The organism is Arthrobacter russicus, from assembly GCF_031454135.1.
In the GTDB taxonomy this organism is placed as follows: Bacteria; Actinomycetota; Actinomycetes; order Actinomycetales; family Micrococcaceae; genus Renibacterium; species Renibacterium russicum.
On sequence record NZ_JAVDQF010000001.1, the window covers coordinates 1,656,076 to 1,670,100 of the forward strand.

12 protein-coding genes are annotated in these 14,025 nt (G+C 64.0%); 3 read left to right on the forward strand and 9 right to left on the reverse strand.

From position 1 onward, the window contains the following. Nucleotides 1-82: 82 nt before the first annotated feature. From JOE69_RS07770 to JOE69_RS07780, 3 genes are read right to left on the reverse strand one after another with little or no spacing between them, the layout of a single operon-like run. Entirely contained in the window at nucleotides 83-970 is an 888-nt protein-coding gene (locus JOE69_RS07770) for a carbohydrate ABC transporter permease (protein WP_309797529.1), read from the reverse strand. After that, nucleotides 967-1,899, reverse strand: a complete 933-nt coding sequence (locus JOE69_RS07775) for a carbohydrate ABC transporter permease (protein WP_309797533.1) — start codon at nucleotides 1,897-1,899, stop codon at nucleotides 967-969. Before JOE69_RS07775 ends, JOE69_RS07770 begins: the two co-directional genes overlap by 4 nt. Further along, complete coding sequence (locus tag JOE69_RS07780; RefSeq protein ID WP_309797536.1) at nucleotides 1,896-3,296, reverse strand: extracellular solute-binding protein; 1,401 nt, start codon at nucleotides 3,294-3,296, stop codon at nucleotides 1,896-1,898. The genes JOE69_RS07775 and JOE69_RS07780 overlap by 4 nt, the downstream gene beginning before the upstream one ends. Nucleotides 3,297-3,535: 239 nt before the next feature. Here JOE69_RS07780 and glgP point away from each other — a divergent pair, with 239 nt between their 5' ends. From glgP to nrdF, 3 genes are all read left to right on the forward strand, one after another. Next, the gene (gene glgP, locus JOE69_RS07785; RefSeq protein WP_309797537.1) at nucleotides 3,536-6,142 is read left to right on the forward strand and encodes an alpha-glucan family phosphorylase; all 2,607 of its coding nucleotides are present in this window, start codon (nucleotides 3,536-3,538) and stop codon (nucleotides 6,140-6,142) included. Between the two features lie 238 nt (nucleotides 6,143-6,380). Next, a complete protein-coding gene (gene nrdI, locus JOE69_RS07790; protein WP_309797539.1) occupies nucleotides 6,381-6,803 on the forward strand; it encodes a class Ib ribonucleoside-diphosphate reductase assembly flavoprotein NrdI in 423 nt (140 codons plus the stop codon). Further along, nucleotides 6,800-7,837, forward strand: a complete 1,038-nt coding sequence (gene nrdF / locus JOE69_RS07795) for a class 1b ribonucleoside-diphosphate reductase subunit beta (protein WP_309797540.1) — start codon at nucleotides 6,800-6,802, stop codon at nucleotides 7,835-7,837. Before nrdI ends, nrdF begins: the two co-directional genes overlap by 4 nt. A gap of 139 nt (nucleotides 7,838-7,976) precedes the next feature. Here the strand turns inward: nrdF and JOE69_RS07800 are convergent, their stop codons facing one another. The 6 genes from JOE69_RS07800 to cysS all read right to left on the reverse strand — a co-directional run bounded on the left by JOE69_RS07800 (nucleotide 7,977) and on the right by cysS (nucleotide 13,997). Next, the gene (locus JOE69_RS07800) at nucleotides 7,977-8,444 is read right to left on the reverse strand and encodes a guanyl-specific ribonuclease (RefSeq protein WP_309797542.1); all 468 of its coding nucleotides are present in this window, start codon (nucleotides 8,442-8,444) and stop codon (nucleotides 7,977-7,979) included. A gap of 113 nt (nucleotides 8,445-8,557) precedes the next feature. Continuing rightward, complete coding sequence (locus JOE69_RS07805) at nucleotides 8,558-8,887, reverse strand: barstar family protein (RefSeq protein ID WP_296363117.1); 330 nt, start codon at nucleotides 8,885-8,887, stop codon at nucleotides 8,558-8,560. Next, nucleotides 8,884-9,441 carry a guanyl-specific ribonuclease gene (locus JOE69_RS07810; protein ID WP_309797545.1) on the reverse strand — a complete coding sequence of 186 codons (558 nt, stop codon included), beginning with the start codon at nucleotides 9,439-9,441 and terminating at the stop codon, nucleotides 8,884-8,886. The genes JOE69_RS07805 and JOE69_RS07810 overlap by 4 nt, the downstream gene beginning before the upstream one ends. Nucleotides 9,442-9,502: 61 nt before the next feature. Continuing rightward, a complete protein-coding gene (gene glgX / locus JOE69_RS07815) occupies nucleotides 9,503-11,542 on the reverse strand; it encodes a glycogen debranching protein GlgX (protein ID WP_309797548.1) in 2,040 nt (679 codons plus the stop codon). A 3-nt stretch (nucleotides 11,543-11,545) separates the two neighbouring features. Beyond that, nucleotides 11,546-12,556, reverse strand: coding sequence for a 23S rRNA (guanosine(2251)-2'-O)-methyltransferase RlmB (rlmB, locus tag JOE69_RS07820; protein ID WP_296363114.1), 1,011 nt, complete (start codon nucleotides 12,554-12,556; stop codon nucleotides 11,546-11,548). Nucleotides 12,557-12,560: 4 nt separating this feature from the next. Next, the gene (gene cysS, locus JOE69_RS07825) at nucleotides 12,561-13,997 is read right to left on the reverse strand and encodes a cysteine--tRNA ligase (protein ID WP_309797550.1); all 1,437 of its coding nucleotides are present in this window, start codon (nucleotides 13,995-13,997) and stop codon (nucleotides 12,561-12,563) included. Nucleotides 13,998-14,025 lie beyond the last annotated feature (28 nt).

Here is a 14,025-nt window from a genome sequence, read left to right on the forward strand (position 1 = left end):
GCAACACGCTAGTGGGTATCGGTACCGAATGCGATGACCACCAGGTGAAGACCACAGGACCTTGTGGTGCGGATGTCGATGCTCAGCCCTTGATTCCGCCCGCTGCGGTGAAGCCGACGCCGAGCCGGCGGCCCATCAGCAGGTAGAGCACCAGCACCGGCAAGGAGTACACCAGGGAAAACGCCGCCAGTTGGCCGTAGGCGACTTGGCCGTATTGCGAGAAGAAGGTGTACAGGCTCACCGAAGCGGGCAATTTGTCCGGGGAGAGCAGCAGCATGAATGGCACGAAGAAATTCCCCCACATGCCGACGAAGGTGAAGATCGTCACTACCGAGGTCCCGGGCCGGATCAGCGGCATCACCACGAACCGCAGGGCCTGCAGGCTGCTGGCGCCTTCGGTCCAAGCGCTTTCTTCGATCTCCCTCGGCACCCCGTCCATGAAGTTCTTCATCAAGAAAATCCCGTAAGGCAGCGCAGAAGCCGCCAGGAAAAGAATTGCGGCCGGCGTCGAATCGATCAAATTGACCTGGACGAACATCGCATAGACCGGAACCATGATCGCCGTGATCGGCAGCCCGGTGGCGAACACGATGATCATCAGGAACGGTTTTTTCGCCCGGGAGCGGTAGCGGGAAAGCGGGTAGGCCGCCAGTGCGGAACAGAACACGGTGAGCACGGTTGCGCCGCCGCAGAGGATGAGTGAATTCAGGATCGGCCGGAACGTGGTCTTGGTATTGAGGATCGCGTTGAAATTCTCCAGGCTCGGCTGTTGCGGCCAGGCCACGCTCAAGGAAGCGTTCGGGTTGATCGAGGCGAGCAAGACCCAGAGCAAGGGCACGCAGAAGACCGCGGCGATCAGGAGCAAAGCCGCGCTGCTCAGAACCTTGTCCACCGTGATCGGCTGCTTGGCCGGCCCGGATCGGACCGGACGGCGGCCGGTCCGGGCCGCGGGAAGGTCAACGCGGCTCATGATTTGTCCTCTTTCGGCAGCAGGCGCAGATAGACCAGGGAAGCGATCGCTCCGATCACCAGGAGCAGCAGTGCCACGGCAGCGCCATAACCGAGCTGGCCGAAGCTGAAGGCCTGCTCGTACATGAACAACGGCAAGGTCTGACTGGCGCCGGCGGGGCCTCCGGCAGTCATCACGTAGATCAAGCCGAACACCGAGAGCGTCTGCAAGGTGATCAACATCAGGTTCGTGAGCACGGAGCGCCGGATCATCGGCAAGGTGATGCTGAAGAAGCGACGCACTGCGCCGGCGCCGTCGAGCTGGGCGGATTCGCCGATCTCGGGAGGCACCTGGGTCAACGCCGCCCGGTAGACCAGCATGCTGAAGGCCGTGCCACGCCAGATATTGGCGAAAGCCACCGCCAGGATCGGGAAGCTGATCAAAAGGTCTTGTGCCGGCAGGCCGAAGAACCCCAACACCCCGTTGAGCGAACCTTTTTTGCCGAGGAAGGTGTACCAGAGATAACCGGCCACCACCTCGGGCAGGATCCAGGCCCCGATGATGATCGCGCTGGTCAAGGTGGTGGTGATCCGGCTGGCCGAGCGCATCAGCAAAGCCAGCAGCATGCCCAGGATGTTTTGCCCGATCACCGCGGAGACTATGGTGAAGGCCAGGGTCAGCAACACCGAATGCCAGAATTGGGCCGAGCCGAAGGCTTGGCCGAAATTGCCCAGCCCGATGAATTCCGGGTCCGCAGCGCCGGCGCCGCGCAATGCCCGATTGGTGAAAGCCAAGTAGACGCTGTAAATGATCGGGCCGGCCATGAAGGCGAGCAACAGGACGACGGCGGGCAGGACCGGGAGCGCCCGCGTCCAGCTCCGCTTCCGCCGCGGATCCAGTCCGCGGCGGCCCGGCTGCGGCCCGGCGGCCTGCAGGTGCGCGGCTTTCATCGTGGACTCGCCCCGGTGACCTGGTCCGGACCGACGATGGCGGTGATTTGCTGGTCGTATTCCTTCGCGGCCTGCTCCGGTGCGGCACTGCCGGTCATCACCTTTTCCGTAGCCGCTTGGATCGAAGCCGAAATTTGCGGATAGGCCGCGAGCGCGGGCCGGAAGGTGGCTCCCTCGACCAAGGAACTGAAGAATTCCACGGTCGGCCCGGAAGCGCGATAGACGGGGTCCTGCGCAACGTCGCGCCGGACCGCGATCCCATTGTCCGCCACGTTGTAGGCCACGGTGTTCTCCTTCGTCATGGCCGCAGCCAGGAACTCCCAGGCCAGATCGAATTTCTTCGACCGGGCCGGGAACGCCCAGGACCAGCCACCGGACATCGTGGTGTAGCCGCGGCCGGCACCGAATTGGGTGGGCATCCTGGCCTGCTGCAGCACGGTCGACCACTCCGGCCATTCGGCGACGGCGCCCTTGGCCCAATACAGCCCGAGCCAACCGCCGTCGAGGTTCACGGCGAGTTTTCCGCCCGGCAACAAGTCGTTGTAGACCATGTCCGCAAGATTCGGATTGAGCGCACGGCTGGTCGACGGGCCCAGGCCGTTCTGGAAAACACTCCGATAGAATTCCAAACTGTCCCGGAAGCCGCGGCTGCCGGTGACCCACTTCCGGCGCTCCGGATCGTAAAGCCCGTCCGCGGTGCCGTACAGGAGCATTTCGAACCCTTGCATCACCGCGGCTTCACCCTGGGCTTTGCTCGAGAGGATGTTGAACGGGGTCACCCCGGGCAAGGCATCGCGCAGCACGGCCAGGTCGCGGAGCAGCTCGGCCCAGGTCGCCGGCTGCCAGGGCAGCGGCAAGCCGGCCGAGGCGAACAATTGCGTGTTGTACCAGAGGGCGCGGGTGTCGGTTCCGATCGGTACCGCGTAAACCCGACCGTCTTCACCGGTAACCGCGGTTTTCGCCGAGTCATAGATCTCGGTCCAGGGCTGCCAGGACCGGAGTTTGTCATCGATCGGCCGCAGATAGCCGGCTGCCACGTCTGATTTCAAAATGAAGGTGTCTTCGTAGACCAGGTCCGGGGCGGTCGATTCACTCGACATCATCAATTCGCTTTTGGTGAAATAGTCGTTGTCTCCGGCTACCAGCGGAATCAACTGCACGGTAATGCCCGGATTCGCCTGCTGGAACTGTGCACTGACCTTGGTCAGGAAATCTTCCAGGACCTTTCCGCTACCCCATTGTTTGTAGGCCACCCGGAGCGTATTGCCGGAATCGGCAGCGCAGCCGCTCAGCGCCGGGAGCAGAAACCCAGCCCCCAATGCAGCGCCCAAAAAGCCTCGCCGGTTCAATGCCCCGGCTTTCGGTTGAATTCTGGCGTCCCGCAAAAGATATCCCATCGTCTTCGATGCCTTTACCGGAACAGCCTAGCAATGAACAGCCCATAAAAACTATCAATTGGCGATAAGCCGCGGCCTGATCAAAAACGCTTTCTGCGCAGCGCGCTGATCGCGGTCCTGATCCCGCCGGACCCTGCGGACCAGCTGCGGAGCCCGGTGAGCAAGCGTTTACACGTCATATACCAAATGGTCATGCAAAGCAGTTCCAACGCTCAGCGTTCTCGGCTACCTTGGAAAAGGTGAAGGCCATCCGCAGATTTACCGTCCGAACTGTCCTGCCCGAGCCGATCGCCCCTTTGGCGCAGTTGGCCGGCAACCTCCGCTGGTCCTGGCACCTGCCGACCCGCGAGTTGTTTTCCTCGCTGAATCCGGAAATCTGGGCGGAAAGCTCCGCGGACCCGGTGAAGTTCCTGGGCTCCGTGACCCGGGAACAACTGCAGCAGCTCGCCGCCGATCCGGAGGTGGTCTCCCGGGTCGAAGTGGCCGCAGCGGATTTGCGGCGGTACCTCGAGGAACCGCGCTGGTATCAGGGACTCGGCGCGGAAGCTCCGAAAAGCATCGCCTACTTCTCGCCCGAATTCGGCATCACCGAGGTGCTCCCGCAGTATTCCGGCGGCCTGGGCATTCTGGCCGGCGACCACCTCAAGGCCTCGTCCGACTTGGGCATCCCACTGGTGGGCGTCGGCCTGCTCTACCAAGCCGGGTATTTCAAACAGTCGCTCTCCCGGGACGCCTGGCAACAGGAGACCTACCCGGTGCTGGACCCGGACGGGTTGCCGTTGACGCTGCTCCGGGAGCCGGACGGCAGCCCGGCGCAGATCAGTTTGCCGTTGCCCGATGGGCGCGAGCTGCACGCCTGGATCTGGCGTGCCGACGTCGGCCGGGTCCCTTTGTTGCTACTCGACTCGAACGTTCCGGGCAATGACGATGCTGCCCGGTTGATCACCGACCGGCTCTACGGCGGCGGCGGCGATCACCGGCTGCAGCAGGAACTGCTTCTGGGCATGGGCGGCGTGAAGGCGCTCCGGGTGCACCAACGGCTGACCGGCGGCCCGGCGCCCGAAGTCTTCCACACCAACGAAGGCCACGCCGGTTTCTTGGGCATCGAGCGGATCCGCGAACTGATCGAAAGCAAGGGCCTGGACTGGGACGAGGCACTGGCTGCCGGCCGCGCCTCGACGGTGTTCACCACGCACACCCCGGTACCGGCCGGCATCGACCGCTTCCAGAAGACGCAGATCCAACAATTCTTCGACGCCGGGCTGGCTCCCGGCGTGCCTACCGAGAAGATTCTGGAACTCGGCTCGGAAAGCTACGACGGCGGCGACTCCGCAGTGTTCAACATGGCCGTGATGGGCCTGCGCCTGGCCCAGCGCGCCAACGGGGTGGCCAAATTGCACGGTGTGGTCTCCCGGGAGATGTTCTCCGGGCTCTGGCCGGACTTCGACCACTCGGAAGTGCCGATCTCCTCGGTGACCAATGGCGTGCACGTGCCCACCTGGGTGGACCCGAAAATCAGCGCACTCGCCGTCGAGCACTTCGGCGGCAGCGTGCTGGACCAGCCGGATTGGTCGAAAGTCTACGAAATCTCGGATCAGGACGTCTGGTTGCTGCGCGGTGAATTGCGCGCGGCCCTGGTCGACGATGTCCGGCGCCGGCTGCGCGCCTCGTGGAAGAAACGCGGCGCCGCGGATGCCGAACTCGCCTGGACCGATGCGGTGCTGGACCCCGAGGTGCTGACCATCGGCTTCGCGCGCCGGGTGCCGACCTACAAACGGTTGACCCTGATGCTGCGCGATCCGGCCCGGCTCAAGGCTTTGCTGCTCAATGAACAGCACCCGATCCAGCTGGTGATCGCGGGCAAGTCGCACCCGGCCGACGATGCCGGCAAGAAGATGATCCAGGACTTGGTCCGGTTCACCGACGATCCCGAAGTACGGCACCGGATCGTGTTTTTGCCGAACTACGACATCGCGATGGCCCGGACGCTGTTCCCCGGTTGCGATGTCTGGCTCAACAATCCGTTGCGCCCGCTCGAAGCCTGCGGGACGTCCGGGATGAAGTCCGCGATCAACGGCGGCCTCAACCTCTCCGTACTGGACGGTTGGTGGGACGAAATGTACGACGGCGAAAATGGCTGGGCGATTCCGACCGCGAACAACGGCGCCTCCGCGGAAGAACGCGACGACATCGAGGCTTCGGCGCTCTACGAACTGTTGGAGACCCAGGTGGCGCCGAAGTTCTACGGCTCTGCCGGATTCGCCGAATCGGCGGGCGCGGCCGGGCCATCGATCCCGACGGAGTCGGAATTGCCGACGCACTGGATCTCGATGATCAAGCACACGCTGGCCACACTGGGTCCGGCGGTTTCCGCGGAACGGATGCTCGCCGACTACGTCAACGGCTTGTACCAGCCGGCCGCAATCGCCGGACGGGCCGCTGCTGCCGACGACTTCCGGCAGGCCCGGGAGTTCGCCCGGTGGCGAAACCGGGTACTGCAGGCTTGGCCGGCGGTCACCGTGGAGCACGTGGATTCCGAAGGGGTCACCGAAGATCCGCAGATCGGCGACAGCCTGGCAATCCGCGCCTACCTGAATCTGGGCGGCCTGGCCCCCGCCGATGTCCGGGTCGAGGTGGCCTACGGCCGGGCGCTGGACAGCGATGAACTCAGTGAAACCGCCTCGGCCGCGCTCGGCGCCGCCGAAGACCTGGGCGATGGCCGCTACCTCTTCACCGGCGACGTCGTCATCGACCGCTCCGGCAGTTTCGGTTACACGGTGCGGGTACTCCCGGAGCACCCGGCGCTGGCCAATCCGGCGGAGCTGGGTCTGATCGTCAGCGCTTAGCCCAGTCTGCGCACCGAAAGACCTTGCTGGTCGGCCCCGCGCGGCGGCCGCCCAGCAAGGTCTTTTTTGCGGCTTGGGGTCCGTCCGAACTTCAAGATTTTATGTTTCGGCATGCCTTAATTAATTTCTTCGGCGTGTCTAATGATTAATCGACATCCTCTTGATCTACTAGATCTAGTGCCATTTTGGCACTTTGGACACATCATCTTGTGTCAGTCAGTTGCTACTTAGGAGGAAGATGGTCAACCTCATCTACTTTTCCAGCGTTTCTGAAAACACTCGGCGTTTTGTGGACCGCTTGTCCTGGGCCGCGGCCCGGATCCCGCTGCGGCCCCGGCTCGAGCCCATGCTCGGTGCCACCGAGCCATTTGTCCTGGTGACGCCGACCTACGGCGGAGGCGCGGCGACCGGCGCGGTGCCCCGGCAAGTCGCCGGCTTCTTGAACCTTCCGCAGAACCGGACCCTGCTGCGCGGCGTCATCGCCTCCGGCAACACCAACTTCGGTGCGGATTTCTGCCTTGCCGGTACGCTCATTTCGCGCAAGTGTGCGGTACCGGTGCTCTACCGTTTCGAGCTGTTGGGCACCGAGCACGACGTGCTTGCCGTCGAGCGGGGGCTTGACGCCTTTTGGGCCGGCCAACCGGAACGCCGCGTCGCATGAGCCATCCCAGAACTGCCGAATCAGCCCCCAGGAACTTCTTCGACACCGCGATCACGCCCCCGGGCTTCGCCCAGGACCCACAAGCCCGCATCCGACCGATCAATTGGAATCGCATCGGGGATGAGAAAGACCTGGAAATCTGGAATCGGGTGACCGCGAATTTCTGGTTGCCGGAGAAAGTCCCACTGTCCAATGACCTGCCGTCCTGGCAGCAGTTGAGCGAACTCGAACAAACCCTCACCATGCGGGTCTTCACCGGGCTGACCATGCTGGACACCGTGCAGGCCACGGTGGGTGAGATCTGCCAGATCCAGCATGCCCTGACCGATCACGAGGAAGCCGTCTACACCAACATCGCGTTCATGCAATCCATCCACGCGCGGAGTTATTCTTCGGTCTTTTCCACCCTGTGCAGCACCCCGCGCATCAATGAAGCCTACGAATGGGCCATCGGAAACGACCTGCTGCAGCAGCGGGTGAAGACCGTGCTCGCGCATTACGCCGGCGAAGCGCCGCTCAAACGCAAAGCCGCCTCGACCCTGCTGTCCTCGTTGCTGCTCTACACCGGCTTTTATCTGCCCCTGCATTTTTCCTGCCGGGGCGTGCTGACCAATACTGCGGACATGATCCGGTTGATCCTGCGGGACAAGGCGATCCACGGCTATTACAGCGGCTACAAATTCCAGCGCGGCATCGAGCTGGCCGGCCGTACCGAACAGGCGGAACTGCGGGACTTCACCAGCGCGCTGCTGGCGGAACTCTATGCCCTCGAACTCGCCTACACGGAGGAACTGTATGCGCCTCTGGGACTTGCCGAGAACGTCGCGGTGTTCGTCCGGTACAACGCGAACAAGGCGATGATGAACCTGGGTTACCCGGCTCCCTTCGCAGCCGCCGAAACCGCAGTCAATCCGGAAATCTTGGCTGCGCTCTCTCCGGGGGCGGATGAGAACCACGATTTCTTCTCAGGTTCCGGCTCGGCATATGTGATCGGGAAGTCCGAAGGGACCAACGACGCCGACTGGGACTTCTGAGCCGTTCCGGGCCAGCCCCTGCGGATCGAGCCTCGCGGGCATATCCCACTGGGTCGGGCGTCGGAATGGGACACCACGGGCCGGTCCCACTGAGTCGGCGAACTCGGTGGGACCGGCCCGTGATGAAACTGAACTCGGATTATTTGCTTTCGTCGATGTACTTGAAACTCGCGTAGTGGTCGGCGGTGTAATACTTCTCGCCGTCCGAACCCGCGATGATCCGGCGGGCGCCGCGATCCGAAGCACCCGGGGTTTTCACGGTGTACTCCCGGTAGTAGCCGCTAGGCTCGGCGGGCAGAATGCCTTCGCGGTTGCTGAATGTCTGGTCGTCTTGTTTGTACGGATAGGGGCCGCCCTTGGCGATCAGGGCGAGGGTGTCCCGGCCCTCCTTGGGCAGCGCGGACGCATTGATGGTGGGCAGGTCGGAGGGGTTCCCGGATCGGGCCGCCGCGGATTCCGCGGAGCCGCCGAGGACCGCCGAATGGACCGCGGCCGGCTGCGCCGTCGCGGGCGAGGCCTGCGCCGGGGATAGGAAGAAGGCGCCGCCGAGCACCAGGATCATGGCGGCGAGCAGGGCAGAGAAGGCAGAGCTGAGGGTTCGTCTCATGGCTTGTGCTTTCGGTAGCATTTCGCGTCCGCAGACGCTTGACGAGCACATCGTGGCAAGCGCAGATGACTGCAGCCTGGGCACTGCCCGCGAACCGGATTAACGCGGATGTGCTAGTGCCGCTGGACCGCCGGGGCCGGAGGCTGTTCCTGCAGCACGAAACTCACCGCGGCCTTGGGCGACTCCTGCTTCGACTTGGCCGCCACCTCGGCCAGGATCTCCCGGATCAGGCGGTAGCTCCGGGTAGTTTCGAAACCCGCATCGACGCGCCAGACCACCGTGGTGGGCGCACTGGCCGCGGCCGCGAAATCATGCAGGCAATCGGCGAGCGCATCCAGGTTGCGCCCGAAGTAGTCCGGGAAATCCAGCGCTGCCGCGAAGGCGTCCAGAACCTGGTCCTTGCTCTGGGCGGCAGCCACTTCATAGACCTGCGGGCGGGTCATTGGTCCTCCTGGATGAACGAAAAACTGGCGTAATGGTCGTCCGTGTAATACTTCTCGCCGCTCTTTCCGACGATGATCCGCTTGGCTCCGCGATTCGAGGCACCCGGCGTCGGCACGGTGAATTCACGGTAATAGCCACCGGGTTGCTTCGGCAGGACCCCCTCGAAGTTCCCGAAGTTGATGTCGTCCCGGTCATAGGGGTACGGGCCGCCTTTGCCAATCAAAGCCAAAGTCTGCTGACCTTCCTTGGGGAGTTGCGAAGCCTTGATCACCGGGAGTTTGGACGGGTTCGCCGGCGCGTTGGTTTTGCTGCTCGCGGCAGCACTCGCGGAGCTGCCCGGGGTGCTGCCCGAGCTCGCCGGCGTCGGCTTCGCCGAACTGGTTTTGCCGGTGCTGGCTTTGGCCGAACTCGCCGCCGGCGCCGCGGCGTCGTTGGCGCCCAACTTGTTGATCAGGAAAGCGGCACCCAGCACGATCAATACGGCGATCACGCCGGCGATCAGGGTTGCCAACTGCTTCCGTTTCGCGGCCGGAGACTTCGCTCGGGTCGTCATATCGGGTACCTTTCCACGGGGACATCCTGCCAGAACATGCTCCGAAAGCGCTCCGGCCGGCTCAGGCCTTGTAGATCGTGATGGTGTTCGCGTCGACCTGGTCGGTGCTTCCGGGCCGGTGCAGACTGCCCTGGCGCTCCGGATGCGAGGCATTGGTGCTGAACCGGTGTTCGAACTCCCGACCGTCCAGCGGCGGCAGGACCACGTCGACCGGTTCCGCGGTGCCGTTGAAGACCACCAGGCCGTCCATCACGCCGTCCGGGGAGCCGAGCAGCATCTGCAAAACCCGCTGCGAGCCGTCCTGCCACTGCTCCGGGGACAAGGGGTTGCCCGCCGCGTCGAACCAGTGCAGATAGGACGTCTCGTCCCGCGCCGGGTAGGTGGAAGGCTGCGCCGAAAGATAGTCCTTGCGCAACCGGACCAGGCCGCGGGTCGCCGCGAACAGGTCTTGATCCGCCGCCGACCAGTCGAGCCAGGAAATCTCGTTGTCCTGGCAGTAGGCATTGTTGTTGCCCTGCTGGCTGCGGCCGAGTTCGTCGCCGGCGGTGATCATCGGCACGCCCAGGGAGAGCAGCAACGTCGCCATCACGTTTTTCGCGCTCTGCCGACGGGCCGCCAAAATCCCGGCATCCTCGGTCGGCCCTTCGGCACCGTGGTTCCAGGACCGGTTGTTGTCATTGCCGTCCCGGTTGTCCTCGCCGTTGGCCGCATTGTGTTTCTGGTTGTAAGCGGTCAGATCCGCCAGAGTGAACCCGTCGTGCGCGGTCACCAGGTTGATCGACGCGAGTTGGCTGCGCCCGGAGGCGGCGAACAACCGGGTCGAACCGGAGAGCGCATCGGCGAGCCGGGCCAGCCCGCCGCCGGTCCCGCCATTGGCGATCGAACCTTGGTCGGCAAGCCAGAAATCGCGGATCGAATCCCGGAAATTGTCATTCCAATCGGCCCAACCCACCGGGAACCGGCCGGTCTGCCAACCGTCGTTGCCCAAATCCCAAGGCTCCGAAATCAGTTTCACCCCGGATAGCGCCTGCGAGGTCGCCGCGGCGACCAGGAACGGATGCTGCGGACTGAACGCATTGGCTGCGTCCCGGCCCAGGGTGACCGCCAGATCGAAGCGGAATCCGTCGATGTGGAATTCCTCGACCCAGTAACGCAGCGAATCCAGCGCCATTTGGATCACCTTCGGCTCCCCGAAGTCCAAAGTGTTGCCGACCCCGGTGGTGTCCAGATAGCCGGCACCCGCCGCCGGGTCGCCGTCGAACCGGTAGTACCGGTGCTCCGCCAAGCCGCGCCAACTCAGTGCCGGTTCGCCCTGCGAGCCCTCGGCCGTATGGTTGTAGACCACGTCGAGGATCACTTCGATCCCGGCCGCGTGCAGCAGCTTGACCATGCCTTTGAGCTCGTCCTGCACGGCCTGCGGCCCGGCAGCCTGCGCCGCGGCGGAGGCGTACTGGGCGTGTGGGGCGAAATAGCCGATCGTGTTGTAGCCCCAATAATTCGGCAGCCCGAGCTCGCGCAAATGCACCTCGTCGAGGTGCGCATGGATCGGGAGCAACTGGACCGCGGTGACGCCGAGTTCGCGCAAATGCCGGATCATCGCCGGATGCGCCAAGCCCGCGTAACTGCCTCGGATCTCCTCCGGAACCTCAGGATGCAGCTTGGTCAGGCCTTTGACATGCGCCTCGTAGATGACGCTGTCCCGCCAAGGGGTCAAGGGTGCCGCATCGCCGCCCCAATCGAAATCTGCGGCCATCCGGACGCCCAGCAGGTGTTCTCCGGAGTCGATCGCCCGGGCATACGGGTCCAGCAGCAATTGGCTGGATTCCGGCTCGACGTCCTCGCGGCCGAAGCCGTAGTGCGATCCGACCGGCATGCCTTCCACGACCCCGTGGTGCACTCCGTCCGAAAACTCCGGCAAAAGCTGCGCTTGCCAGGCTCCGCCCGGAGGCCGGAAATAGAGGATCAGTTCGGTCAGGTCCGGGGCCCAGACGGCGACATTCACCACGGTGGCCGGGTCGCCCTGCAAAGGCGCGCTCAGGCCGAGCGGAAACGGCCGGGAAGCCGCCGCGCCGAGCACGGTGGCGGAAAGAATCTCGGTCATGGCCTAGGCAGTGGTGCTTCCCGGTTTCGGCGCGACGCGTTGCCTGGACACTTCGTACAGGCTGATGCCCACCGCCATCGAGGCGTTGAGCGATTCCATCGCGGAATCGATCGGGATCGAGACGATTTGATCGCAATTCTCCCGGACCAAGCGGGAAAGGCCTTTGCCCTCGGAACCGACCACGATGCACACCGGCTCTTTGGCCACTGCGAGTTCCGGGAGCGAAACGTCGCCGTCGCCGTCGAGCCCGAGCACGAAGTAGCCCATGCCCTTGAAGGACTCCAGGGCCCGGTTGAGGTTTCCGGCCCGGGCCACCGGGACCCGCACGGCCGCACCGGCGCTGGTCTTCCAGGCGGAGGCGGTCAGACCGACGCTGCGCCGTTCCGGTACGACGACGGCGTGCCCGGCGAAGGCCGAGACGCTGCGGATGATTGCGCCCAGGTTGCGCGGATCGGTAATGCCGTCCAGGGCGACGATCAGCGGCGCGTGCTTGATGTAGCCCTTTTTGTATTTGTCCATGGTCTCTTGGGCGAGATCGATGGCGTCCGCGTAGTTGTACGGCGGAATTTGCAGGGCCAGGCCCTGGTGCACAGCCTCATCGGTCATCCGGTCCAGCTCCGGCTTGTGCGTTTCCATCAGCGGGATGCCGCGTTCCGAGGCCAGCTTCAAGACCTCTTTGACCCGGTCGTCGACCTCGATCCGCACCGCGATGTAGAGCGCTTTCGCCGGCACGCCGGCACGCAGCGCCTCGACCACGGAATTGCGGCCGGTGACCATTTCCTCGCTGGCCCGGCCCCGCCGTTGGCCACCGCGCTGGGCGCCCTGGCCGCTGGAGCTGCCGGGGCGCTTCGCGGCCGAGCGCTCGGCGAGTTCCTTGGCCCGGTAGGCCTTGTGGTATGGACGGTCTTCGGCCTTGGGCGTGGGGCCTTTGCCTTCGAGCGCCTTGCGGCCGAGGCCTCCAGTGCCTTTCGACGGGCCCTTCTTGCCTTTGGCGGCGCGGGGATTTCCAGCCATTGCTCTACCTCTGTTGCTTTCGTTCAATGGACCACGTGGCGCCATTGGATGAGTCTTCGATCTTAACGCCTAGCGCTTCTAGCTGCTCTCGGATCTCATCCGAGCGTGCCCAATCCTTGGCAGCGCGGGCTTCAGCTCGTTCAGAGAGCCGCGCTTCAATCAATGGACCAACGATCTCGTCCCGTTTATCGATATTTCTTTCAGTTTGTGGCAGAGAAGCCAGCCCCAGGGCATCCAACATGGAGACCACCTGTAAAAAGTAGACTCTCAACATCGAACCATCACGATTAGTAAGCGCAATGTTCCCCGAACGTACTGCTTCATGCAGCACAGCAAGCGCCCTTGGCACATTGAGATCATCGTCCATGGCCTCGATGAAGCCCACCGGAAGATCCCCGGCTTCACGAACATACCTTGTCCAGCTGACCCCAGGCTGATCCAGATAGCTGACCACTTTGGCAAGGAAGCCCTCGATCCGGTCCAAAGCAGCCTCTGCCTCGGCCAAGGACTCCGGCGAATAATCCAGCACCGACCGGTAATGCGCCTGGCCCAGGTAGTACCGGACCACGCGCGGCGAAGCCTGCGCGAACAACTCTTCCGGGCCGACCACATTGCCGATCGACTTGGACATCTTCTCACCCCGGTAGGCCACCAGGCCGTTGTGCATCCAGAAGTTCGCGAACGGCTTTCCGGCCGCCTGGGACTGCGCCATCTCGTTCTCGTGGTGCGGGAAGCGCAAGTCCAGGCCGCCGCCATGGATGTCGAAAGCGTCGCCCAGGTACTTGCCCACCATCGCGGAGCATTCCAGATGCCAGCCCGGACGGCCGGGGCCCCACGGGCTGGGCCAGGACGCCGTCGCGGGCTCTTCGGCTTTGCGGCCCTTCCAGAGCGCGAAGTCGCGGGGATCTTTTTTGCCGCGCGGATCCGCGTCCGCTGCCGCTTGCATATCGTCGATGTTCTGGTGCGTCAGCGAGCCGTATTTGGCCCAGGAACGCACGTCGAAATACACATCCCCGGAGCCGTCGGGCGCCGGGTAGGCGTGGCCGCGGTCGATCAGGTCCTGGATCAGCGTGTGCATCTCCGGGATGTGCCCGGTAGCGCGGGGTTCATAGTCCGGTCGGCCGATGCCGAGCTTGTCGTAGGCGGCATTGAACTGCTGCTCATAGCGGTAAGCGCGGGCCCACCATGCCTCGCCGGCTTCGGCCGCCTTGGCCAGGATTTTGTCGTCGATATCGGTGACATTGCGCACTACCGTGGTCTTCAGCCCTTTGGCCTGCAGCCAGCGCGTCAGCTGATCGAAGACCAACGCCGAGCGCAGATGCCCGATATGCGGTTCGCTCTGCACGGTGGCACCACAGTAGTACAGCGAAGCCTGGCCCTCGACGAGGGGCACGAAGTCGCGTACTTCAGCTGTTGCGGTGTCATAAAAGCGCAGAGTCACCCCTCAAGGCTAGCCGACGAATCCACGT

Coding starts and splice junctions, on each gene's coding strand:
- glgX (WP_309797548.1), bottom strand. CDS start 11,542: ATGACCGAGATTCTTTCCGCCACCGTGCTCGGCGCGGCGGCTTCCCGG.
- JOE69_RS07770 (WP_309797529.1), bottom strand. CDS start 970: ATGAGCCGCGTTGACCTTCCCGCGGCCCGGACCGGCCGCCGTCCGGTC.
- JOE69_RS07775 (WP_309797533.1), bottom strand. CDS start 1,899: ATGAAAGCCGCGCACCTGCAGGCCGCCGGGCCGCAGCCGGGCCGCCGC.
- JOE69_RS07810 (WP_309797545.1), bottom strand. CDS start 9,441: ATGACGACCCGAGCGAAGTCTCCGGCCGCGAAACGGAAGCAGTTGGCA.
- nrdF (WP_309797540.1), top strand. CDS start 6,800: ATGAGCCATCCCAGAACTGCCGAATCAGCCCCCAGGAACTTCTTCGAC.
- rlmB (WP_296363114.1), bottom strand. CDS start 12,556: ATGGCTGGAAATCCCCGCGCCGCCAAAGGCAAGAAGGGCCCGTCGAAA.
- JOE69_RS07780 (WP_309797536.1), bottom strand. CDS start 3,296: ATGGGATATCTTTTGCGGGACGCCAGAATTCAACCGAAAGCCGGGGCA.
- JOE69_RS07800 (WP_309797542.1), bottom strand. CDS start 8,444: ATGAGACGAACCCTCAGCTCTGCCTTCTCTGCCCTGCTCGCCGCCATG.
- JOE69_RS07805 (WP_296363117.1), bottom strand. CDS start 8,887: ATGACCCGCCCGCAGGTCTATGAAGTGGCTGCCGCCCAGAGCAAGGAC.
- nrdI (WP_309797539.1), top strand. CDS start 6,381: ATGGTCAACCTCATCTACTTTTCCAGCGTTTCTGAAAACACTCGGCGT.